Genomic DNA, 22,037 nt, shown 5'->3' on the forward strand with positions numbered 1-22,037 from the left:
TGCTTCTTAGCAGAAGGCAACCCATATTTCTAACTTGCCCGAAGGCTACACAGCCCAAAACCTACATCTGATGGCTCGATAGGATTGGTTACACCTCTGCTAAAAAATCGCAATTCATCTGCGTTAATCTGCCGTTATCTGCGGTCAAAAAAATCGATATCCCGCAGCACAAACCTTACTTTTTAGGCCGCTGCTGCTGGTAAACGCTGACAACTTTGTCCGCATAAGTAGCAGTGGCGCCACTTTTGCAAGCTGCGGATTCTCCTGTCATCCACCAGCAAGCGGCGCGGCGGATAGCGGTTAATTCATTGTTGCTGCTAGCTTTGTATTCGTCGCGCAGCAAATCGCCGACGATACAGGTAACAATTGTTTTGGCTTTTGTGGCGTCGGCTTCAAATTGTTGCGGTGTTAAATCTTGTTTGGTACAGAATTTTGCCCAGCGGGAAATATTATTCGGTAAAACTTGCCACTGACTGTACATTCCGTCATTTGCGGTTTGCGGCGGGGCGGCTTGTCGCAGCGCTTCTACGAGGGCGGAAACTTGCGCGTCGGTGACTGCGGCTGCGGCTGGAAGTGTTTGGAATCCGAGACTCACGATTAGGCTGCTGAGTAGTAGATTGGTTTTTGCGATCGATTTAAAGTTCATTTACAACTCCCTGTTTTAATCAAAGTTTCCTGCACAAGGTTTACCTGAAAGGCGATCTCATGCCTCTGTCTTAAGTATGATTTGCTTGGGGAAGGCGGTGGCGATTCCCTACGGGATAGCTACGCTTCACAGCCTTATTATAGAAATTGGCAAAGAATTAGGATAAAATTGTGGAAGTACAACCCAGGGAAATTACAAGTTACGGTACATCAGATGGCAAATTTCCTTTCGACGAGTGGCTTGATTCCGTTCGCGATCGGAATGTCAGATTTAGAATCAAGTCTAGGCTTGACCGAGTTCAACAAGGCAATCTCGGAGATATCAAGTCAGTAGGAGAAGGAGTTTTTGAACTCAGAATTAATTATGGCCCGGGCTACCGCGTCTACTTCGGACAAGTTGGGTTGACAGTGGTGGTCATCCTGGTAGCCGGAGATAAAAGCACTCAAGAACAAGATATTCGACAAGCCATAGCATACTGGAAAGATTATGAAAGACGTGAAAGCACCGACAAGTCATAGCTACCGCGAGTACCTCATTGAATCTCTCAAAGAGGCTGAAGAAGCTGCTGGTTACATCGGGGCTATTTTGGAAGAAAAAGATCCTGAACCCGCACTTTTGAGAAATGCCATCAGAAATGTGATTGAGGCTCGAATCAGGATGAATGCTCTTTCGGAGTCGGCAAAAGAACATCACGAAAAACTCGACAAGATGCTGACTGAAAGCGGCGGTTCGGAAATTTACAGTTTGGTAGAATTGCTTGAAGCTTTAGGGTTTAAACTAGAAATTACGATCGCAAATATTGAGTTGCCGGCCGAGTCGGAATCAACAACTTTTGTGGAATCAGAATTATGCCCGGAACCTGCTAATCTATAACGAGTTGGAAGTCGATCGCATTCTGTGCATCGGTCAGGGCGGGTTTATAGATATTGTGAATGTGAATCAAAGATTTTTTGTGAACCCGCCCCTACAAATATGGTCGTTAATTCACCGAGAATCATATCACCGCTCTATCGCAAAATCTAATAGTCGGTGAGCCATTTCTAGCTTGCTGCAAGGTGCAATTTCTACTTGCTTCCCGGCGGTATTAATTAATATTGCTTGATTGGTATTGCTGCCGAAACCTGCACCTATTTTATCGATCGGGTTTGCGGCAATTACATCCAGCTTCTTAGCCCGCAATTTCTCCAACGCTGGCTTGACAATATCCCCAGTTTGTGCTGCAAAGCCGATGAGCTTTTGGTGCGGCTGCTTCAAGTTCCCCAACTCTGCCACAATATCGGCTACAGGCGCTAACGGTAAAGAATTGGGGAGCGATCGCTTTGGCAATTTCTGATTACTGCGATCGACTGGTTTGACATCCGCCACCGCCGCCGCCATCACCGTCAAATCGGCATCGTGAAAGCATTCTAGCATCGCCTGTCGCATTTCTTGGGCGCTGGTAACTGCGATCGCCCGTACACCAGACAGCGACAATTCCCCAGTTATGCTGTGTACCAGCGTCACAGCCGCGCCGCGATGCAGTGCAGCTTGCGCCAAAGCTATGCCCATTTTGCCGGTAGAAGGATTGCCGATAAACCGCACCGGATCGAGGTGTTCTCGGGTTCCTCCCGCGCTGATTAACACCCGTTTACCGGCTAAATCTCGATCGCCCTTGGTATACAACAGCGACTCAATATGAGGCAAAATCTCATGAGGTTCAGCCATTCTACCGACACCCGCGCGATCGCACGCCAGCATTCCCGCCCCCGGATTCGCCGCATGATAGCGCCGATAAGTCAACACTTCCCGCCAATTCCGCTGCACCGCAGGCTGTTCCCACATATCAGTATTCATCGCCGGCGCCAGCAAAATTGGGCAAGTAGAAGCTAAGACAGTATTAGTCAACAAATTATCAGCAAAACCCCCCGCCAGCTTAGCCAAAGTATTAGCAGTCAGGGGAGCGATCGCAAAAACTTCCGCCCATTCTCCGAGTTGAATGTGCAGCGGGCGGCCGTGATTTGCTTGCCAAAAATCCTTGTCTGTAAAAGCAGGATGGCGGGAAAGAGTAGCAAAAGTCAAAGGCGTGACAAACTCCCCGGCCGCATCCGTAAGAATTGCTTTAACTTCAGCTCCTGCTTTTGCTAAAGTTGAAACTACTTCACAAACTTTGTAAGCCGCAATCCCGCCACTAACGCCGATTAAAATTCGTCTACCTTTCACCATAGGATTTTATATTTTAGATAGGGAGCATCTCAGTTTTGCATATAGTGCGAGCGTCCCCGCTCGCGAGTATTATACTGCTCGCGAGCGGGGACGCTCGCACTATAATGAAAAATGCTTTTTTCAAAAATGAGATGCTCCCTTTAGATAAAAAACGACTTACTTATAATATTATTTGGATATAAGATTGGTTGGTAGTGAGGACTTTAGTCCGCATCCATGAAGGACTAAAGTCCTCACTACCAACCTTGTTTCATATTTCAATAAAAAAGAATCAAGAAAGAAGTTGAGATGAAAACAGACAAAAATCCATAACTCATCTGTTCAATCCGCAACAAAATATGCTGCTAACTTCTTCCTCAATCCCGTCGAAATTTTGAGCTAGATTTTTAAGCCTATGCTTCGTCGTAGGCTTCCATATCCAGAAGGTGGAGATAGGGTTCAACCATCTCCGGCCGCTGAAAGGCAAGCGATCGCAACAAATGCCAATCATTCAATCCCTCAAAAGGATCTGTATAATCGTCAACCTCCAAACGGACAGCCAATTCTGCCACGTCCTGAGAAGTAAGTACAGCAATATCGCGCGATGCTTTGGTTAAAGTTTTCATTTTTTGACCCTGCCCGAGACTTCCGCCATACTATATCCTAAGCCTTTAATCAGATTTAGACACAGTTTCTACAACAAAACTTCGCATTACATCTACAACTTCCGGCAGAATCTCGTGTCCCATGTTAAATTCTCGATACTGCACGGGTGCTCCCCAAGCAGTCAAACTCTCGCGCGATCGCACCGCAGCACTAACGGGCACAATATTATCTTGAGTACCGTGCACGATCGAAACAGGCGGCAAAGCACTCCCAGCAACGGGCGAAATCGACGAGTGCAAATAACCGCTCAGACAAATTAAACCAGCTACGGGCAAAGTCAAACCCACATCCAGAGTCATCGCCCCGCCTTGAGAAAAGCCTCCTAAAATCGTGCGAGACAAAGGCACGCCCGTGCTGCTTTCCAAAGACAGCAATAATTCCTTCAGCAATTCCCTGCTTTCTACCAATCCCTCAGCATCTTTGTTTGCCAAGTCATACCACATTTTGCCACCCATTACCTGGGGATGGGGAAACGGAGCATCGGGAAACACAAACTGATAATCCGGCAAATTGAAAGCCGGTGCTAACGCAGTCAAATCCCGAGCATTAGCACCCCATCCGTGCAAAGCGACAATTAAAGCGACTGGTTTGCGATCGGTGGTTGGCGGAATGCTAATAAATTGTAAAGACATCGTAATTAGTAATTGGTAATCAGACCTTACTACAATGATAAATTGTCGCGGCGCGTAAAATCCCAGATATTTGTTTTCGGTAATATTTAAATGTAAATTAGGATGTGCTTGCTAATATCGTTTCCGGTTGCATCGGTATTGTTTAAACTGTCAACTGTCAATTAAGGATCGCAAATTAAATAATTTATACATATTTGTGGGATGGGCGTCCCGCCCGTCTAGAAAGAACGGGTTCTCCCGCCCATCCCACAATAACAATAAAAATTGTAAGTTATTTAATTCTCATTCCTAAGAGGGCCCGCACTCTTGGCACCGCCATATAACTGTCAACTGTCAACTGTCAACTGTCAACTGTCAACTGACGCGTACCGCTGATGAAATATTAGCAACTGATTGCTCGGGCTGTTGCCGCACGGGTACCTCAATCCAGAATTCAGTTCCCTCTCCCGGAGCCGATACGCACCTGAGCGAACCTTGATGTTTTTCCACTATTTGATAGCTAATCGACAATCCCAATCCGGTACCTTTGCCTACAGGTTTGGTAGTAAAAAATGGCTCAAACAAACGTTGTTTTACCTTCTCCGTCATGCCCGCTCCATTGTCCGCGATCCGCACGCACGCACAATTATAACTTAAAAGTTCAGTGCGAATCACAATGGTAGGTAAAAAAGGCGACTCTGAGGAAGATTTTGCGATTAAATGTTTATTTTTTTCGCCGTCATACAAAACATCAATCGCATTGCTTAAAATATTCATGAATACCTGATTTAATTGTCCTGCCCAGCACTCCACCAAGGGCAATTTGCCGTATTCTTTGATAATTTTAATGCCGGGAAAATCACCGCTAGCTTTTAGCCTACCGTCCAAAATCATCAAGGTACTGTCAAGGCCTTCGTGAAGATCGACCGACTTCATTTCAGCTTCATCCAAACGCGAAAAATTTCGCAGAGAAAGCACAATCTGGCGGATGCGTTCGGCTCCTACATTCATCGATTTTAGGAGTTTAGGCAAGTCTTCACTAATGAATTCCAAATCGATCTCTTGTAGTTTTCCTTGTACTTCTGGCGTTGGGTTGGGATATTGCTGCTGGTATATTTTCACAAGTTCCAGCAAGTTTTGAGTATATTCGCCTGTATGGCTCAGGTTGCCAGAAATAAAGCAGACAGGATTGTTAATTTCGTGAGCGACTCCAGCCACCAACTGCCCCAAGCTGGACATTTTTTCAGTTTGGATTAGTTTTAATTGCGCTGACTGTAAATTTGTCAGTGCCGTTTCTAGTTCAGCGGTGCGCTCTTTTAGTTGAATTGTACGATCGCGCACTTGGTGTTCTACTTTGGCTGTACGTCCTAGAGACATCAACAGGTAAGCCGTCAAGCTGCCACTCATCAAAAGCCCGATCGCGCCAATTGCCAGCGAACCCTCATGGGCGCTCAGACTATCGTACCCCTTTCCCGGCAAAACTAGCAGCATCCACTGGCGGTCTGCTACGTTGAATGTGCGAGTGCAAGCACTCTTATTTTCACAGATAGGTTGCCGGAGATTAGTTAACTCTGGATGTTCTAGTTGTGGATTATCTATAAACTGCTTGGTTTGCGAGTCGTAGCGCATCAAAAACCGTTCTTTTTCTGTGGCGGAGTTGTCATAGAGATAAAAATTTATGTGGTCTAAATTCAGTGATTCTAAATAAAAATTGACCATATTGGTAATCTGAAACACACCTGAAATCACTCCCCTGAGGTTTTCGCGGCTGTTTGCCGAGTTATCTGGAGAACTTGCGCGGCCAGGTACTGGCAGAAATAGTTGCACTCCAGGTCTATCGTTCTTAATTAATTTAATCTTCCCCGAAGCAGCTATTTTCCCGGTATTCACCGACTTCTCTAAAGCTGCTTTGCGTTCGGGATTGGAAGCCAGATCGAAACCCAGTGATTTTGTATCTGCTTCCAGGGCTTCTCTGTACGTGACAGGAAAATATTCCGATCGCGCTTTTACTGGTACAGGCTTTTTGTCAGCATCTCGCTCGTAGATTTGAAATGCCCGAAAACCTTCGGCTCGAATTGTCTGTTCGTAAGCTGCTTTGTCCGCAGCCGGGACGCGCAAAACCCAGTTTACAGAAAAGACGGCAGCATTTCGGGACAGTGCCGGTTGAACGAATTCCCTCAAATCTTGTCTGCTAACTTCAGCAGATGCGCTGTAGAATGCTTGAATTGAGTACAGAAAATCTAAGTTTTTGTTGATGCTTTGCTGTAAAGTCGCATTCAGGCGATCGGCTTGCTGATGAAATTCTGCTGCCATCCGCTGATTTTCCCAATTCCAGACAACGGCAGCCGCTATCAATGACAAGCCGGCACCCGTGCAAAGAGTCAACGCTGCTGGAATGTAGCGGCGATACGACTGTAAATTTTTCGTCAGTGAATTAAACCAATTGCTCGCAACATTCATATTTCCAGAGTTTTTGGCACCGGAGTGCGATTCGTTTAAATAGTTCTGAATTTCCTTGATAACACGATCGACAGCGCAGAAACAAGATTGTGTCAAAACTTAAGATCGCACAAATATGAATTTATCTTCATAAAGTTCGGTTTCTACGAAAATATTAGTTTGGTAACGACAATATAACAATTACTTTACCTCAGTATATTGCGCCGAATGCACCTTACACAAGTAGCAATTCGCACTTGATTGTTAAATTTGAGTGGGCGCTACACACCTTGCCTAAATAGCAATTTGCACTTAACCGTCAACACGAAGGTGCGCTTATTACTTTGTGCGAGTAACAATTCGCACCTTTGTGTTGATTTAATTGTATGCAACCCACACCTTACTCAAGTAGCAATTTGCACCTTACAAAATAGTCCCAATTTCCTTCAAATACACCCGAGTAAACGGTTCCCCATCCTCCAGACTGTACTGTTCGATCAAACCTTGGCGGCGGATAGAAATACTATTGCCTTCCCGCACCACCACAGTATCATCATCAGTGCTTTCCCTGAGCAAAATCATCTCTGTTTCCCCCGGATTATCCAGCACCACCATATTACTGCCCTGATAAAACATTCCCTCAGCTTCCAAAACATTTTCGGGATATTCAGCAATCAACAAATCGAGTTTAGGATTTCGCAGCAAAGTTTGCACATTAAGATTGTAATTTTTATGCAAAACCTTTTCAGAACGGTTGACAAAAAGTCCAGTGCGACAAACAGCACCGATTGTCCAATCAGGATGTTGCAACAGAATGTGGTCAATTGTTTCTTGCAGTTCGTGTACCGAAATTCGGTTGAACGTAATAATCGGAATTCTGGCTGACTTTCCAGAATCAAAGAAAGTATCAATAATATGTGAAGGCACATCAACCCCTTCTCCGACAGCCGGGTTGAGGTGCATAAAAATTCCCGGCGCGGCATTGATTTCGATAATCCCAAAATTCCCGGTTTTCCAAGATTTGGCGAGAGTTTCTGTGACAACATCAATCCCCAAACAAGTTAACCGAAAATGCAGGGCGATATCTTGAGCTAAAACAATGTTATCCGGGTGAATGGTGCGGGTAGCATCGATGCTGACGCCGCCTGCGGAAAGATTGGCTACTTTGCGAAGAGATACAGTGCGATCGCGCTCTACGACACTATCCAATGACAGCCCTTGTTGTTCCAGGTACATTTCCATCGCTTCGTCGGACTGAATTTTGCTCATCGCCGAAGTTGGCGTGTCCAAGCGTTCTGGTTTGCGGTTTTCGCGGCGGATCAATTCCCGAATAGTTGACTCGCCGTCCCCTGTTACCCAAGCGGGCCGACGTTCAGTTGCAGAAACAAACTTGCCGTCAACGCACAGCAGCCTAAAATCCGCTCCTTTGATGCTATTTTCCACAATAACTCGCACGGGCCATGTTTCGGGAATTGCGTTAACTGCTCTTTTAAAAGCCGCCTGCAATTCTTCTGCATCTCGGATATCTGCGGTGACGCCAATTCCTTTATGACCGACTACTGGTTTGATAGCAACTGGGTAGCCAATTTCTCTTGCAACTCCCAGAGCTCCGTTTTCTGTGGAGACGATATCGCCTTTGGGAACTGGAAATCCTAAGGTAGCAAGAAAAGCTTTACAATCATCTTTGCGTGTGGTAAAATCCGAGTCTAAATGACTGTCGGAATCAAAAGTTGTGGCAGAGCCACGCACCAGTTTTTTACCGTAACCGTATTGCATCAATCCTTCATCCCACAAATAAAATGTGGGAATGCCTTTTTGGGATGCCGATCGCATTAATGAATAAACTGTCGGGCCTCCGTAAACAGACTGGCGGAACATATTTTGCAGCGCGCCAATTTGTGCTTCTAGGGGGAAATCTTGATTTTGATTGATGGCTTCAAACCAATCCCAAACAGCGTAAACTACGGCTCTGGCGCTGCGGGCATGAAGTGCTTCTATGCTGATTCTGCTAAAGTGAGAAAATGGTTTGACGTTCCAGTGTTGGAAGTGCAAACCCATGTCGAGTTTTGCTACTTCTGAGGCGGTGCGGCCGAACAGTTGGGCGTGGTTCGTGAAGGTTTCGCCTAGTAGTTGCGGGTAGCGATCGCCAATAATTTCATGATAATGTGCGATCGGCTGTGGTGCGATCGCCTCCGTCACCGCAAAATCGAAAACTAAAGCCGCTGTTTCTAAATAAGGGTTTGGCCCGATGTAATGTTTGAAGTTGAAAATATCAAAAACATCGGTTTTTCGCGCATTGACGCGGGCTATCTCGGTATTTTTTTCTTGAAGCATTTTTTGACCTCCTTTGAGCTAACTTGTCACACTAGCTCTCTTGTCGGCGCATTGGGTACTACCTATGGGTATAGATATTGTAGAGTCTCAGACAGATGAGGTATGTCCGCTAATCGGTAATCGGTAATCGATCGCGCATATAGACTCGATCGGGTTTTTGGAGGTACAGACGCCACCGTTTACAAATCCTGACATTCGCAGAATCTGGCATACCTCATGGGGTGCGATCGCCACTATATTGCAGAGAGAGGGAGAGAATGGGAGAGGAAGAAAGACAGGGAGAGGGGGAGAGAGAGGGAGAGGAAGATAGAGAGGGAGAGGGGGAGAATTGCCCAATTACCAATTCCCAATTACCAATTCGCCATTACGAATACTAATCACTAATGACTAAATGACTAATCACTAAATTATTAATCACTAATGAAAAAAAGCTATAACTTTTGAGAGGTACACGGCCAATTAAAATTGGCTATGACTGTGAAAAAGGATTTAAGAGGCAGAGAATTATGAAGATTGCACAAACTGCTCTCAGGGATCAAGTTCATCAATTAGCTGAGGAAGCATTTCACTTAAAGCTGATTTCTGGGTACGGTGACGGTCAACACAGCAACGAATATCAGATTGTCTGGAACGGCAAACCCCGACACCTGCCTTTGGAACGAGCGCGTACAGTATTGAGCAATTTGATCGAGCGATCGCACTAATTCGCGATCGAACTAATCTAGAAGCGCCGATCGACCCGGTTGATACGAAAAATAAGAGGTTTATGGGTGAAGTCTCCAGTCAGAAATCGGGTTGATACCCCGTCGCGCGTCCAAGACTGTAATGTAAACTCATTTTTTGACCCCTCCTCCATGGCCTGAGGAGGGGTTAGTTTTTTATAAAAAATCGCGTTACAGCCCCGCATTCGAGCGAAATAACCGGAATGCTTGAGTTGCGTGCTTCCAACACCTATCAAAATCAGATGTTTATTCTGTATCAATCTCTACCTTTTGGCAGTGTTAGGAAACAAAAATGTTATGTTTTAGTGAAATATAATCCATTAAGAGTGCAGATCGTATGGCTGGCAGCGAAAATCAGGGAAAGTTGCTAATTATTGGCGGCGCCGAAGACAAAGACGGGGATTGCAAAATTCTGCGGGAATTCTTGCGGTGTGCTGGAGGCACTAAAGCCCGCATTGTAGTGATGACGGCTGCTACCAGCCTCCCAGGAGAAGTCGGAGATAATTACATCAGAGTGTTTGAGAGGCTGGGCGCTGAAGATGTGCGAGTGGTTGACACCCAGAAAGCCGAAGATGCTGACAATCCAGATTATTTAGAAGCGATCGAACAAGCGACTGGCATATTCTTTACCGGCGGGGAGCAAGCGCGGATTATTAGCTGCTTGAAAGATACCAAACTCGACGCAGCTATGCACAAACGCTACTCCGAAGGGGCGATTATTGGCGGCACCAGTGCAGGCGCGGCGATGATGCCAGACATGATGATTATTGAAGGAGACTCCGAGACAAATCCTCGCGTTGACGTGGTAGCAATGGGCCCGGGAATGGGTTTCCTGCCGGGAATTGTCATCGACCAGCATTTCGCCCAGCGAGGCCGTCTGGGACGCTTAGTTGCTGCACTCTTGTTGCAACCAGCAGTCTTGGGATTTGGGATTGACGAAAATACAGCTATTTTAGTCAGCGGTGACGTGGTTGAAGTCATTGGCGAAGGGGCTGTAACTGTCATCGACGAGTCGGAAAAACTCCACGACAATATGGATGGACTGTTGAAGGATGAGGCTTTGGCGATTTGCGGGGCCAAGTTGCACATCCTCCCCCACGGATACCGGTTTAATTTGAAAACTCGCCAGCCGATGCTCGATAGGGTAGCAACGGTAGCATAGTCAGAAAGGGCGATCGGGCAACTTACCTGCAACTGTCCAAAAATCTCAAAATTATCTAGGGTGCGATCGATCGCACCTTAGTGCTTGAACGAAGTATAGCGGATCGAGCTCTCCTATGAGGTACGTTGTTGGGCTTGGGCCCTCTTAGTTTAGTGGTTATAGAAGCTGCATGAGAGCGGACTGAAGTCCGCACTACAAACCTTTTTGTTCGTAGTGCGGACTTCAGTCCGCAGCTTTTTACGGACTGAAGTCCGCACTACGAACATTTTTGTGATGGTAATCCACCGGACACGATCTCAGGGTTAAAAAAACCTGATACTTCGTCCAAGACACTAATAAAAAGAAGAGGATTTTACCTCTTCTTTTATTGCTGCCGTTTCTGCTTTTTTAAGCACTTTTTTGTTCGTCAAAAAACGACTGCTGCCCATCTTCAGTCGATACTAAATTCCACCCTTGAGTTATCAGCCTCTGAAAAGTTGCCCATCCCTTAGAACCCCCTGGCTCCATGTAGTCCGAAACCGCGAACTGCGGAAAAGCTGTATAAGGCCGCCACGCTTGACGAGCTTCGGTACGCAGGTGCAATATCTTTTCTCCATTGCCTCCCAATCTGGGCAACCAACACATTTGTTTTAGCATTTTTAACACTCCAGAGTTTTTACAGTAACGGTAATTCGTCAACATCCCAAATTAAACTTTTAGAGCCATCTTAGCCGCTGCTCGGAAGATCTAACAGGTAACAGGGACGGATGAAATTTTCACCGATTACCAATTACTGAGGTAGCAGCAGTCGTTTAAGCTGATTTTGGTTCTGCACAGTTTCCCAGTCTTTGACTAAAAAACAAGTGCTACCAAGGTATAAGCAAAAATAATCATTGCTCTGATCCGCTCAAACTTGACTTAAAGGCGATCGCCCGAGAATCCAGTTGAATAAAGTATTTATCTTTCTGGTTTCCCTTACTTGATAACTACAAGCTCATCCTCGCTGTTTCCGCCTAAAATGACATCTTTCTACGGTATTAGCTCTGTCAGCTAAAAAATGTTCCTTTAGTTACAAATATTAATATCTGAAGGCGATTTATCTAGTTATCAAAAGTTAAATTAATTTTCATAAACAGCGATCGATAAGTTTTAGTTACTTTAGCTACAATTTTGATTTCATTCAGGGGTTCGGAGAGATAAAGGTACGTAGTTGGGCTTGGGCCCTCTTGAGACGTATAGATAAAGAGGGCCCAAGCCCAACTACGTACCTAATTTTTATGATGACAATAAAACCACCCTGTAGGGTGCGCGCGGAACTCGTGACAACATTCGAGTTACGATTTAACTCTTAAGAACGATGGCGACAGATTGGCAAAATTGTAAAAATGAATACTAATCACAGTTATAAGTTCTGCGTAAAAGGTATTCATGGCCGCTGCAATTGAATTCAAACTCTTCGCTCCCAACAACAAAGCAGCTACAGTGCTCGGCTCTTTTTCTAAATGGGAAGAAATTCCCTTAGAAAAAGATGATAGAGGTTATTTCCACACTAAAATTCAGCTCGCAGGCGGTATTTATCAATATAAGTTCCGAGTGCAGTCGCAGAGTCCTTGTTTTGAAACCGACGAATGGGTAAAAGTTAATGACCCCTACGCTACTGAGATTGACAGCACTGCTCATATTTTAAACGCGCTAAATTGGCAGCAGTTTTGCTAGTCACAGCAGTAGGAATACCGATGCTGTGGATGGGCGAAGAGTTCGGACAATCCACTAGCCAAACCCCCAACCAGCCGAATAAATTGCAATGGTCTTTGTTGAACAATCAGCAGAATCATGATTTGTTGGAATACTACAAACACCTGATTCGATTGCGGACAAATGTTCCGGCACTTTACACCGAAAACATTGAATTTATCCACCAAAATGCCGAAGCTAAAGTGCTCGCTTACTATCGCTGGAACGATGATGGTTCGCGAATAGTAGTGGTGGCCAATTTTTCGGACACTTATCTATCTGATTACTGTATTCCTAACTTTCCCGATACCGGAACTTGGCACGAGTGGATGTACAACAAAATTGTAGGAGTTGGGGAAGAAGACTTTAAGTTTGATTTGCCGGAATGGTCGGCTCATGTATTTCTTTGAGATGAGAAAAATTTATGTCCCCAGGCAGAGGTTTGGTGAAGTTGTAGAAGATTAAATTGTATTTATGACTGGCACATACAACTCGATCGACCGGGTTTTTATACCGAGCCTGATGGCCACAACAACTCGGTGTATGCGTCCTGAATGGCGATCGCAATTCCTGGTATTGAGCATAAGAATTGTACGGCGCCGTGCCAAATGTCAATTAACAAAAATATTGTGAGAGGGTAACTTCTATGGGCTGGCTAAAAAGACTGTTTGGTTTAGAAAAACTGGAAAATCAAGAAAATGTGGAAGCTCCTGCTTACCAAGCACCTGTAGCTCCATCTCAAGCTCAAGTTCAAACTCAACCTGCTGCGGCTGCGACTAAAACAATCCCGCCGGAACGCATGGGATTGAATGGAGAATACGATCAAAGCGGTTTAGCTAAACGGGTGGCTCAGGCTTTCGATGCAAATCCTGATGTGGCGGACATTGAGACTGTTTATGTTGCTCAACACGGTACTACGGTGGTTCTCAAAGGTACAGTTCCCAGTCAGGAAATTGTAACCAAGTTGGTGACAATTGCTAAAAGCATTAATGGTGCAACTGGGGTGGAAACCAATCAAGTTACTGTTGGCTAGGGGAGCATCTCAGTTTGGCATTTATAGTGCTGTCCCCGCTCGCGAGTTGTAGAATACGCGAGCGGGGACAGCACTATAATAAAAAAAATGCTTTTTGCAAAACTGAGATGCTCCCGTTGGCTAGGGCGACGGTTGTTGGGAACAGTTAACGGTTAACAAGTTAACTGTTAACGATTAAGTATTTTTTTGAGCGATCTTGCTGTACATAAAAAATATGACCGGGGAAAATTTAGTACCTACTCGCGGCACATTAGAACGGAGTCTTGGGCAAGGGATTCAAGCTTTGTACCGATCTGTACTCGGACACCAAACGAGTCAGGCGCTCTGCAATCTTTTGGATAACAAATTAATCATTGTAATCGAAAATGCGATTACTCAACCAGAAAAACTGCTGGCTCAGAACGGTCAGCAAGATTTGGCTTCCCAGGTGCGATCGCAATTAGAGTCAGTTCTGGAATTGCCACTGAAAGACTTAATCAAAGAAGTTTTGGGTGTGGGAGTGATCGATCTCCTCAGCGATGCCACTTTGGAGACCGGTCGCGCCGGAACGATCGCAATTTTGGAGTCTGCACCTCAAGTTCGCGATGCTACTTCTAAGTCTAAAACTCAACCAGAAGTGGCTGATGGTTGAGGTGGTGGCGGATAATTAGTTCTAAATCCTTGATGTTGAAAGGTTTAGAAAGATATGCAACGCAGCCTGCTTCGAGAATCCGATCCCGGTCTTCTGTTTTTGCTAGTGCTGTGACGGCCACGATCGGAATATGTCTGAGATCCGGGTTTTCTCTGATCCGCTTTACTAATTCTATACCGTCTATATCGGGCAGACAAATATCGAGTACGATTAAGTCGGGAGAGCGCGAGACTGCTGTCGAAAGAGCACTGTACCCGTCCATGGCTCCTACGCACTCGCAGCCGAATAAATCGAGTATTTGCGTCAGCAGCTCTAAGTTATCGTGATTGTCGTCTACAGCCAATACGAGAGGACGCTTGTCAACCGCCAGGTGACCCATATTTAAAGAAGATTCCAAATGCTGATTCCACGTAGGGTAGTTCATAAATCCAGATCGAAAAACGATCGTAAAAGTTGTACCCGAGGCATTCTTCAAGTGGCGCTCGGGCACTTGAAACAGATTGGCTCGTATTTGTAGCTCTCAGATGGCCAGTCTTCGGTCTAACCAGATTGTACAATATGGCTGCGAGTTCTGGCAAAGACTGCACCAGTCGATCGCTCCCACAGTATCTCCATAATTTTACTGATCCCCGGGCAAATTGCCAACTTACGCCCTAAGGTTGCGTCAGCTTTGACAACAAGAGGCGATTACTAGGAAAAAGCTTGCTAATAAACTATCCTAGCTTAATTTTTGCTTTGAAGAGTGGCCGCAGTTTTTGAGAATTCCCTCAACATTACACTACTGATATCCTCCGTGTATCTACCTAAAGAAAGATTAGATGAGGCACATAAATTTAACAACTTCCACCTGCTGAGAGATACTTATTTCTCCGGTTTAGATTTCAATGTTTTTAAGTAGTAATTATCGCTAATTAAACCCGTAAAAATATCATTTTTTACTGACTGTTTACCAGATATTAACCTAGGAGATGTTGATGACAATTGCAATCAGAGACGACTTAACTTACCAGAAAGAATTGGTTGAAAGCCCGCCCGCGCGATTTGATGACAACAGAAGCCAGCGATCGCGTGGAAGCCGAACTGCACAAAGAAGTTTTACCTACGGACGACAAAACCCTCCAAACAGAAATAGCTGACCTCTGGAAAGATACGAATCCGCTGGTACGATTGCTAAGCCGGGTGCGTGAGCCTTTGCGCGGGCCTGCACCTTTGGGCATCGATTCCAATTTGTTTGTACGGAGGGTCGAACTAGAAGGCTCACTTCCTTCGGGAGTAAAATCGGAAACTGCGATCGCGGGTGTATTTTCGGCAACGAAGGATGAGTTGTCCCAGGAGCGAATTCAGGAAATAGCGAGCTTTTTGCCGGAGAGAATTCGGGAAATTTGGGAGTCGGCTTAACGGGATATTTCCCAGTATAAATACTGAGCAACCGGTTTACTCTTCCAGCATTCTGCACTCTCAGTCAGAAGCTTGTGCGATCGACCCGGTTTCTAGATTGGTTTGATCGTTCGGACTTTAGTCCGCATCAAAGTCTGTTGAGAAACCCAGTTAGGATCGCAAATTAAATAATTTACACATATTTGTGGGATGGGCGTCCCGCCCGTCTAGAAAGGACGGGCGGGACGCCCATCCCACAAGAACAATAAAAACTGTAAGTTATTTAATTTTCATTCCTTAGTACCCAAAATTTGTAGAAAAACCCAAAATATTCCTAAAAACTGGGTTTCTGGCTCTCTGGTTGCGTAAATCCCACAGACTGAGCGAAAGTGTTGTAGTCTATAGTTCAGGGCGAGTTAACAAGGTGGCTCGCAAAAATGCTGTCAATTGCCCTGGAGATTAAAAGGGATGGCCCGCAGAAGAGTTAGACAAACGTCAAGAGCGAATTTAAAACAAGAGATTTTACTCAATCGAATTACCAATCGCATCCGCAACTCTTTAGAACTGCAAGAGATTTTGACGACAACGGCGCGAGAAATCCGCAGCTTTTTAGGAAGCGATCGGGTAAAAGTTTATCGCTTTGATGCAGACGGTAGCGGCGAGGTGATTGCCGAGGCCATCAACGGCGAAAATGTGCCATCTCTGCTGGGTTTGCGCTTTCCTGCGGGGGACATTCCGCCTAGTGCGCGCGAAATGTTTGTCAAAGCGCGGCAGCGAGTGATTGTAGATGTGGGATTGCAGCATAAAATAATTAATCGCTTAGATTGTCCCGAAACCGGCCAAACTTTAGCGGTTGAAGATATTCGCTATTGTCCTGTAGACCCCTGTCACGCAGAATATCTGGAGGCTATGGGGGTGCGTTCTTCTCTGACGGTGCCGATCGTACATCAAAATCAACTTTGGGGGCTGCTGGCCTGTCACCACAGTCAACCCAAACGGTTTAGCGATCGAGAATTGAACATGGTACAGTTGCTTGTGGATCAGCTTTCAATTGCGATCGCCCAATCTTTTCTCCTCACTCAAGCCCGACAGCAAGCGCGCGACGAAGCCGTTGTCAACCAAATTAGCAGTTTGCTGCACTCTCCTCTGGAACTAAACGAAATTCGGCAAGCAGTTCTCGAACAAAGTGTCAAGCATTTGGACGGTTCGGGAGGACGCTTGTACATTGCCGCCGAATTTGGCGATCGGCCGGCTAAACTTTATACCTGCGGGCAGCAGCCTCCAGACACCAATCTCGAACTCACCGAGTTTTGGCAGCAGATCATGGGGTGGGCCAACCAAGACGAGCAACCAAAAACTGCCGACAGTACCAGCCAATTAGGCATTTATCAAAATCTATATTCCGAGCATTACAGTTCAATTGATACAAATATTTCTAATTTAATCGTCCCGCACTTGTACGCGATTTCCGATATTGCTCAAGAACCTCAAGTCAAATCTTTATCTGCAAATTTTCTCGAAGCTGACATTCGGTCATTTTTGGCAGTACCGCTGCAATACCGCCAACAGTGCATCGGCTGTCTCACCATTTTTCGCGCAGCCGTAGAAACCGAAATTTTGTGGGCTGGCCGTTGCAGTTCCGACGCCCGGAGCGATCGACCCCGACAGTCCTTTGCAGCTTGGAAAGAAATCAAAATCGGCGAAGCTCAAAAGTGGAGCAGCGAGGAACAGAAGCTAGCAAAATCATTAGGAACTCACCTGTACATGGCTGCCATGCAGAGGCGCGTCGAGGCGATGATGCGACATCAAGCTTCTCACGACCCCTTAACAGGTTTAGCGAATAGATTACTGTTTAATGAAAGGCTATCTTTAGCTTTAGCTAACGCTCACCAGAATGCAGAAATGTTGGCGGTGATATTTCTAGACTTAGACAGATTTAAAAATGTTAACGATACTCTCGGCCACCCAGTGGGCGACCAGTTGCTGAAAGGTGTATCTCGGCGTTTGACTAACTGTTTGCGCCTCGGGGATTCCATCGCCCGTTGGGGCGGGGATGAATTTACTTTGCTGCTGTACAATATCAACAGCCCCGAGGACGCAACTAAGGTTTGCCAGCGAATAATCCAGAGTTTAAGCACTCCTTTTGATTTTGACGGTCGGGAACTTTATACTAAGGCTAGTTTGGGAATTGCTTTGGCTCCTTATGACGGAGAAGATGCAGAAACCTTACTGAAAAATGCTGATGCTGCGATGTACAAAGCTAAACAGAAAGGTCGGAACAATTATCATTTTTACACGCGGGCGATCGGCAATCAAGTCTCCGAGGAACTCAATTTAGAAAATCAGCTTTACAAAGCTTTGAAACAATCAGAGTTTGTGCTGCACTATCAACCGCAAATCAACTTAAATACTTGCCAAATAGTCGGCATGGAAGCTTTGATTCGCTGGCAGCATCCCGAACGCGGTTTGATTCCTCCCGATCGATTTATTCCCCTAGCTGAGGAAACAGGATTAATCTGCCAAATTGACGAATGGGTACTGCGGACAGCTTGCTTGCAAAATCGAGAGTGGCAGTTATTGGGATTGCCGCCAGTACGGGTAGCTGTGAATTTATCAGGTCGTCAGTTTCTACAAGCTAACACGGTAGAAACCATTGCTAAAATCTTGTCAGAAACCGAGTTAAATCCCGAGTATTTAGAAATAGAAATTACCGAGACAGTTGCCATGACAGATGTAAATTTTACGGTGTCGGTATTGCAGCAGTTGCAGCAAATGGGAATTCAAATTTCTCTGGACGATTTTGGCACAGGTTATTCTTCGCTGTGGTCTCTGAAAAACTTCCCACTGAATAATTTAAAAATAGATAAATCCTTCGTGGCAGATTTGCTCAACGGCAACAGCGGTGCTACGATTGTGAAAGTGGCGATCGCCCTGGGACAGGGCCTGAATTTACAGGTGATTGCTGAGGGAGTGGAAACAGCAGAACAGTTGGCATTTTTGCAATCGCTTCAATGCGATATGGGTCAGGGTTACTTCTTTAGCAAACCCATACCGGCGGCGGCCGCAACCCAATTGTATCTAGAAAATCAACTGAGTAAAATATGTAGTTTAGATTCACAATGAGAAATACTGCTATGGTGCGTGTAAAAAATAAAATTCCTCGCAAGTAACCCTAAATAAAGGTACGTTGTTGCGCTTGGGCGCTCTTTCATATATATAATCAGAGGGCTGAAGCCCAACAACGTACCTAAACGCTCTTTCATATATATAATCAGAGGGCCCAAGCCCAACAACCTACCTAACAGATTACTGCCAAACAAACACTTTGGCTTCGTATTCCGGCAAGTCAATCGTAATATTGTCATCGCCAGATTCCACATCATAATTGCCCGTCCATTCGTGCCAAGTTCCGTTTGCCGGGAAGTGAGGAACGCTGTAACCCGCTAGATAATTTTCCGACAGATTCGCAACTACTACAACTCTCGAACCTTCATCGTTCCAGCGAGTGTAAGCAAACACTTTCGAGTCGGGATCTTCGTGGAAAAAGTCGATGTTTTCGGTGTAAAGTGCTTGGTTGTTTTTGCGGAGGTGAATCAAGCCTTTGTAGTATTCCCACAAACCTTTATTCATGTCATTTCCCAGCAGCGTCCAGTCAATTTTTGCTTGCTCGATCGTTTTGGCTTTGTATTCGCCAAATTCTTCGCCCATCCAAATCAGCGGTACGCCAACTGCTGTCATTAACAATACAGAACCCAACTTCGCCCGCTTGAATGCTGGTTCATCCAAAATCCCGCGATCGCCCAATTCTGAGAATACGCGATCGTGATCGTGATTGCTCAGATAATTCACTACATTGGTAGCACCCAAGAAGCCTTGCCGCTTGCAGTCGATCGCATCTTTGAGCCGTTCTAAATCAAAGGTATCGCCGCAGATATGTTCGACTATGCAGTGATAGAAACTGTCGTGCCAGCAGCCGTCCATCGGGCCGTCTATATTGGTGATGCTGGGAGTTTCGGGAATGTATTCGGCAACGGTGTAAAAGGGTTTTGGGCCAGCAGCATTTTTGGCTTCTTGAACTATCCAGTGCATGAAATCGTAGTTGGCAATTTGTCGGGCTGCGTCGAAACGAATGCCGTCGAGATGGTATTCTTGAATCCAATAGCGGACTGTATCGCCGATGAATTTGCGCGCCGGGTAAGTTCCTAAGTTTTCGTCGTAAAATTCGTAGTTGAATTCTGGGCCCCAATTGTTGTCTGGATCGCGGGGGGCGTGGTGGTACCAATAATCGTGATCGATTTGGGTGAGGGGGCTGGATGATTCGGAGTGGTTGTAAATCCCGTCGATGATGACGCGAATCCCGCGCCCGTGACACTCGTCTATCAGGTTTTTGAGTTGTTCGGTGGTGCCGTAGCTGGACTCCGCAGCGAAGAAGTAGCGCGGGTTGTAGCCCCAACTGTAGTCGCCTGGGTATTCTTTGAGGGGCATGAGTTCGATCGCGTTAACGCCGAGTTCGACTAGATAATCGAGTTTTTCGACGACGTGCTCGTACTTGCCGCGGGCGAGGGGATCGGCTTCGCCACCGGAAAAGTCGGCAACGTGCATTTCGTAGATTACTAATTCTCGATCGGCTGGTAGCGGTTTGTCATCGTGCTGCCACACGTAGGTATCCACGATGCGATCGCCATCTTTGATTCTGATCGCGCCGTTTTGAGTGGGATCGTCGATATCAGTCGCGCAGGGATCTACCACATCTACCCACTGATCTGCCTCCAGAAACCAGCTTTTGGACTGCACGCGAAATTTGTATTGATAAACGCCATCCTCCAACTCAACTCGCGTGCGGAAATAACCTTCTTCGTCCTTTGCCATCGGAATTTCTTCCCAATTAGAAAAAGACCCCACCAAGGCAGCTCCTTTGTTGTAGGGAGCAAATAACTGGAATTCAATTGGAGCGCTCATAATGCCTCTTTTTAAGATTTTTCAGGAGCAGTAGATAGTTTTAATCTCGCAAATTGAAGCGAACTCTGGCATCACTCTGCGGATATAATTTATGTAAGTGCTTAACTATTCCTAAAAGTATGAGTATCTGGCCGAGCCTACGCATTTTATGAAGTGACATCGCGCCATACCGACAGTGCGATCGGAATTTTATCAGAAGGAAGAAGGAAGAAGGAAGAAGAAGAAATAAGGAAGAAAACCAATGGTTTGAGCAATTAAGAACGTTCTAAACGTCCGGTGCGGTTGTTATATATAACTTTACCTTGCTCAACTATAAGTATTAATAATCTGAGAAGTATTTGGCATCTATCTTAAGGTAGATTTACACAGAAAAAGATGATCTTCAATATCTGCACAAGGATAGATGCGGACTTAAATATAGCTTTTAAAACATCAGATTATTCGGCTGGCGATTCTGAGATTTAAGCCTATATCTTCGGCAGTAAAGTGCGCCGAATAATACCCTATACAAGCGCCAACAATTAGTCGGTCGGCGCGCAGTACGCATCCTAAAATTAATGCGTAAGGTGCGCGGGCGCACCCTACTTTTAACTTGCTTTTGCCTGCTGGTGAGGCTTTATCCAACCAAGCCAGAACGCAGGGCGAGAACGGCCGCCTGAGTGCGATCGTCAGCGCACAGCTTGTTCAGAATATTGCGGACATGAGTCTTGACTGTACCGACAGTAATGTACAGCTTTTCGGCGATAGCAGCATTGCTGTAACCCTGCACGATCAGTTCCAAAACTTCTAACTCCCGCTCGGTTAAAGGGTAAGTTTCAATGATGTGACTGAACTCGGGTTCGGCAGCCTTAATTGTGACTCTTTTGCCCTCAGGCTTCGGCTCTTCTGGAGCCGACTCCTTAGTGCGAGCTTGTTTCAGCACGATACGAGCGATCGCCGGATCGATCCAAGAGTTACCTTCATGGGTTACTTTTACTACGTCCAACAACTGGTCGAAGCTGATATCTTTCATGCAGTAAGAGTCAGCTCCGGCGGCAAAAGCTGCCAGAACTTCTTCTTCGTTGTCTTGAAAAGTCAGAATCAAAACTTTGGTATCGGGATCGGAGTCGGCTGCTATCGATTTTTTGAATTTTTGTGTCAGTTCAATGCCGTCAAAATCTGGCAAGCCAATGTCTACAATTGCCACGTCAGGTTTGGTAGACTGAAGCAGTTTCAATCCGTCTGTAGCGTTAGCTGCATCCCCGACAACTTCTATGGTGTCACGCTGTTGTAAAGCTGTGCGGATGCCGACTCTTGTCAGGTCGTGGTCTTCTATTAAAGCAACGCGAATTTTACTCATCTTTCTTCCAATAGTCCGCTAAACTTTTAAAATATCGTCAAGTGACTCAGCCAAACTGAGTAAATTTGAGAATGTGTCCTGATTTAGGGTTTGACAGCCCGCACATCTTTTTCCAGCATACTCATGCAGCCGCCAAGATTGCAAGTAAATTTTTAAATTATTTTGCGGCGCGGGGAAAGCGCGATCGGGACAGGTAAGCTCTCAATGTTTAAACAGTGTAACTG

The 22,037-nt window shown here is 45.7% G+C and carries 20 protein-coding genes; 10 read left to right on the forward strand and 10 right to left on the reverse strand.

Translation table 11 applies throughout. The features are described from left to right. Positions 1-175 precede the first annotated feature (175 nt). Entirely contained in the window at positions 176-646 is a 471-nt protein-coding gene (locus JGK22_RS02720; protein ID WP_293210501.1) for a hypothetical protein, read from the reverse strand. A 170-nt stretch (positions 647-816) separates the two neighbouring features. Here JGK22_RS02720 and JGK22_RS02725 point away from each other — a divergent pair, with 170 nt between their 5' ends. Further along, positions 817-1,164 (forward strand): type II toxin-antitoxin system RelE/ParE family toxin, encoded by a 348-nt coding sequence (locus JGK22_RS02725; RefSeq protein ID WP_293204751.1) that lies wholly within the window; start codon positions 817-819, stop codon positions 1,162-1,164. Next, positions 1,133-1,519, forward strand: coding sequence for a transcriptional regulator (locus JGK22_RS02730; RefSeq protein ID WP_293204753.1), 387 nt, complete (start codon positions 1,133-1,135; stop codon positions 1,517-1,519). The genes JGK22_RS02725 and JGK22_RS02730 overlap by 32 nt, the downstream gene beginning before the upstream one ends. A 126-nt stretch (positions 1,520-1,645) precedes the next feature. Here the strand turns inward: JGK22_RS02730 and coaBC are convergent, their stop codons facing one another. The 5 genes from coaBC to JGK22_RS02755 all read right to left on the reverse strand — a co-directional run bounded on the left by coaBC (position 1,646) and on the right by JGK22_RS02755 (position 8,877). Beyond that, complete coding sequence (coaBC, locus tag JGK22_RS02735; protein WP_363319089.1) at positions 1,646-2,848, reverse strand: bifunctional phosphopantothenoylcysteine decarboxylase/phosphopantothenate--cysteine ligase CoaBC; 1,203 nt, start codon at positions 2,846-2,848, stop codon at positions 1,646-1,648. A 392-nt stretch (positions 2,849-3,240) separates the two neighbouring features. Next, positions 3,241-3,453: a DUF2555 domain-containing protein gene (locus tag JGK22_RS02740; RefSeq protein ID WP_106150386.1), complete on the reverse strand. Its 213-nt coding sequence runs from the start codon at positions 3,451-3,453 to the stop codon at positions 3,241-3,243. 45 nt (positions 3,454-3,498) lie between these two features. Next, a complete protein-coding gene (locus tag JGK22_RS02745) occupies positions 3,499-4,125 on the reverse strand; it encodes an alpha/beta hydrolase (protein ID WP_293176306.1) in 627 nt (208 codons plus the stop codon). Between the two features lie 354 nt (positions 4,126-4,479). Continuing rightward, the gene (locus tag JGK22_RS02750; RefSeq protein WP_293196317.1) at positions 4,480-6,564 is read right to left on the reverse strand and encodes a CHASE domain-containing protein; all 2,085 of its coding nucleotides are present in this window, start codon (positions 6,562-6,564) and stop codon (positions 4,480-4,482) included. Positions 6,565-6,966: 402 nt separating this feature from the next. After that, positions 6,967-8,877: an acetate--CoA ligase family protein gene (locus tag JGK22_RS02755; protein WP_293191627.1), complete on the reverse strand. Its 1,911-nt coding sequence runs from the start codon at positions 8,875-8,877 to the stop codon at positions 6,967-6,969. 506 nt (positions 8,878-9,383) lie between these two features. On the opposite strand from JGK22_RS02755, the gene JGK22_RS02760 reads away from it, so the two are divergent. Next, positions 9,384-9,581 carry a hypothetical protein gene (locus JGK22_RS02760; RefSeq protein WP_293149664.1) on the forward strand — a complete coding sequence of 66 codons (198 nt, stop codon included), beginning with the start codon at positions 9,384-9,386 and terminating at the stop codon, positions 9,579-9,581. 355 nt (positions 9,582-9,936) lie between these two features. Then, entirely contained in the window at positions 9,937-10,761 is an 825-nt protein-coding gene (locus JGK22_RS02765) for a cyanophycinase (RefSeq protein ID WP_293176300.1), read from the forward strand. Positions 10,762-11,148: 387 nt separating this feature from the next. Here JGK22_RS02765 and JGK22_RS02770 read toward each other — a convergent pair whose 3' ends face one another. Then, the gene (locus tag JGK22_RS02770; protein WP_293176298.1) at positions 11,149-11,397 is read right to left on the reverse strand and encodes a hypothetical protein; all 249 of its coding nucleotides are present in this window, start codon (positions 11,395-11,397) and stop codon (positions 11,149-11,151) included. 771 nt (positions 11,398-12,168) lie between these two features. Here JGK22_RS02770 and JGK22_RS02775 point away from each other — a divergent pair. The 4 genes from JGK22_RS02775 (at position 12,169) to JGK22_RS02790 (ending at position 14,138) form a co-directional block, all read left to right on the forward strand. Beyond that, positions 12,169-12,456, forward strand: coding sequence for a glycogen-binding domain-containing protein (locus JGK22_RS02775; protein ID WP_293176296.1), 288 nt, complete (start codon positions 12,169-12,171; stop codon positions 12,454-12,456). Next, positions 12,450-12,884: an alpha amylase C-terminal domain-containing protein gene (locus JGK22_RS02780; RefSeq protein WP_293233478.1), complete on the forward strand. Its 435-nt coding sequence runs from the start codon at positions 12,450-12,452 to the stop codon at positions 12,882-12,884. The genes JGK22_RS02775 and JGK22_RS02780 overlap by 7 nt, the downstream gene beginning before the upstream one ends. Before the next feature lie 236 nt (positions 12,885-13,120). Continuing rightward, positions 13,121-13,507: a BON domain-containing protein gene (locus JGK22_RS02785; RefSeq protein ID WP_293176292.1), complete on the forward strand. Its 387-nt coding sequence runs from the start codon at positions 13,121-13,123 to the stop codon at positions 13,505-13,507. Between the two features lie 214 nt (positions 13,508-13,721). Further along, positions 13,722-14,138 carry a DUF2294 domain-containing protein gene (locus tag JGK22_RS02790; protein WP_293176290.1) on the forward strand — a complete coding sequence of 139 codons (417 nt, stop codon included), beginning with the start codon at positions 13,722-13,724 and terminating at the stop codon, positions 14,136-14,138. Here JGK22_RS02790 and JGK22_RS02795 read toward each other — a convergent pair. Continuing rightward, complete coding sequence (locus JGK22_RS02795; protein ID WP_293176288.1) at positions 14,107-14,562, reverse strand: response regulator; 456 nt, start codon at positions 14,560-14,562, stop codon at positions 14,107-14,109. The two genes, JGK22_RS02790 and JGK22_RS02795, sit on opposite strands and share 32 nt — an antisense overlap. Positions 14,563-15,182: 620 nt before the next feature. Between JGK22_RS02795 and JGK22_RS02800 the strand changes: the two genes are divergently transcribed. Together JGK22_RS02800 and JGK22_RS02805 are read left to right on the forward strand one after the other, a co-directional pair. Next, a complete protein-coding gene (locus JGK22_RS02800; protein ID WP_293196313.1) occupies positions 15,183-15,536 on the forward strand; it encodes a DUF2267 domain-containing protein in 354 nt (117 codons plus the stop codon). 447 nt (positions 15,537-15,983) lie between these two features. Further along, complete coding sequence (locus tag JGK22_RS02805) at positions 15,984-18,638, forward strand: EAL domain-containing protein (protein ID WP_293216210.1); 2,655 nt, start codon at positions 15,984-15,986, stop codon at positions 18,636-18,638. Between the two features lie 183 nt (positions 18,639-18,821). On the opposite strand, the gene JGK22_RS02810 is transcribed toward JGK22_RS02805, so the two are convergent. Then, positions 18,822-20,474, reverse strand: coding sequence for an alpha-amylase family glycosyl hydrolase (locus tag JGK22_RS02810; RefSeq protein ID WP_293223762.1), 1,653 nt, complete (start codon positions 20,472-20,474; stop codon positions 18,822-18,824). Between the two features lie 616 nt (positions 20,475-21,090). Then, entirely contained in the window at positions 21,091-21,813 is a 723-nt protein-coding gene (locus JGK22_RS02815; RefSeq protein ID WP_293149645.1) for a response regulator transcription factor, read from the reverse strand. Between the last annotated feature and the right edge of the window lie 224 nt (positions 21,814-22,037).

Origin of the sequence: Microcoleus sp. PH2017_08_TRC_O_A (assembly GCF_020738665.1) — a bacterium.
In the GTDB taxonomy this organism is placed as follows: Bacteria; Cyanobacteriota; Cyanobacteriia; order Cyanobacteriales; family Microcoleaceae; genus Microcoleus.

Bases quoted from the DNA above. Each gene is read 5' to 3' on its own strand.
- JGK22_RS02740 (WP_106150386.1), bottom strand. From the start codon at position 3,453: ATGAAAACTTTAACCAAAGCATCGCGCGATATTGCTGTACTTACTTCT.
- JGK22_RS02775 (WP_293176296.1), top strand. From the start codon at position 12,169: ATGGCCGCTGCAATTGAATTCAAACTCTTCGCTCCCAACAACAAAGCA.
- JGK22_RS02815 (WP_293149645.1), bottom strand. From the start codon at position 21,813: ATGAGTAAAATTCGCGTTGCTTTAATAGAAGACCACGACCTGACAAGA.
- JGK22_RS02785 (WP_293176292.1), top strand. From the start codon at position 13,121: ATGGGCTGGCTAAAAAGACTGTTTGGTTTAGAAAAACTGGAAAATCAA.
- JGK22_RS02800 (WP_293196313.1), top strand. From the start codon at position 15,183: ATGACAACAGAAGCCAGCGATCGCGTGGAAGCCGAACTGCACAAAGAA.
- JGK22_RS02720 (WP_293210501.1), bottom strand. From the start codon at position 646: ATGAACTTTAAATCGATCGCAAAAACCAATCTACTACTCAGCAGCCTA.
- JGK22_RS02730 (WP_293204753.1), top strand. From the start codon at position 1,133: ATGAAAGACGTGAAAGCACCGACAAGTCATAGCTACCGCGAGTACCTC.
- JGK22_RS02810 (WP_293223762.1), bottom strand. From the start codon at position 20,474: ATGAGCGCTCCAATTGAATTCCAGTTATTTGCTCCCTACAACAAAGGA.
- JGK22_RS02765 (WP_293176300.1), top strand. From the start codon at position 9,937: ATGGCTGGCAGCGAAAATCAGGGAAAGTTGCTAATTATTGGCGGCGCC.
- JGK22_RS02745 (WP_293176306.1), bottom strand. From the start codon at position 4,125: ATGTCTTTACAATTTATTAGCATTCCGCCAACCACCGATCGCAAACCA.
- JGK22_RS02760 (WP_293149664.1), top strand. From the start codon at position 9,384: ATGAAGATTGCACAAACTGCTCTCAGGGATCAAGTTCATCAATTAGCT.
- JGK22_RS02750 (WP_293196317.1), bottom strand. From the start codon at position 6,564: ATGAATGTTGCGAGCAATTGGTTTAATTCACTGACGAAAAATTTACAG.
- coaBC (WP_363319089.1), bottom strand. From the start codon at position 2,848: ATGGTGAAAGGTAGACGAATTTTAATCGGCGTTAGTGGCGGGATTGCG.
- JGK22_RS02770 (WP_293176298.1), bottom strand. From the start codon at position 11,397: ATGCTAAAACAAATGTGTTGGTTGCCCAGATTGGGAGGCAATGGAGAA.
- JGK22_RS02755 (WP_293191627.1), bottom strand. From the start codon at position 8,877: ATGCTTCAAGAAAAAAATACCGAGATAGCCCGCGTCAATGCGCGAAAA.
- JGK22_RS02805 (WP_293216210.1), top strand. From the start codon at position 15,984: ATGGCCCGCAGAAGAGTTAGACAAACGTCAAGAGCGAATTTAAAACAA.
- JGK22_RS02795 (WP_293176288.1), bottom strand. From the start codon at position 14,562: ATGAACTACCCTACGTGGAATCAGCATTTGGAATCTTCTTTAAATATG.
- JGK22_RS02790 (WP_293176290.1), top strand. From the start codon at position 13,722: ATGACCGGGGAAAATTTAGTACCTACTCGCGGCACATTAGAACGGAGT.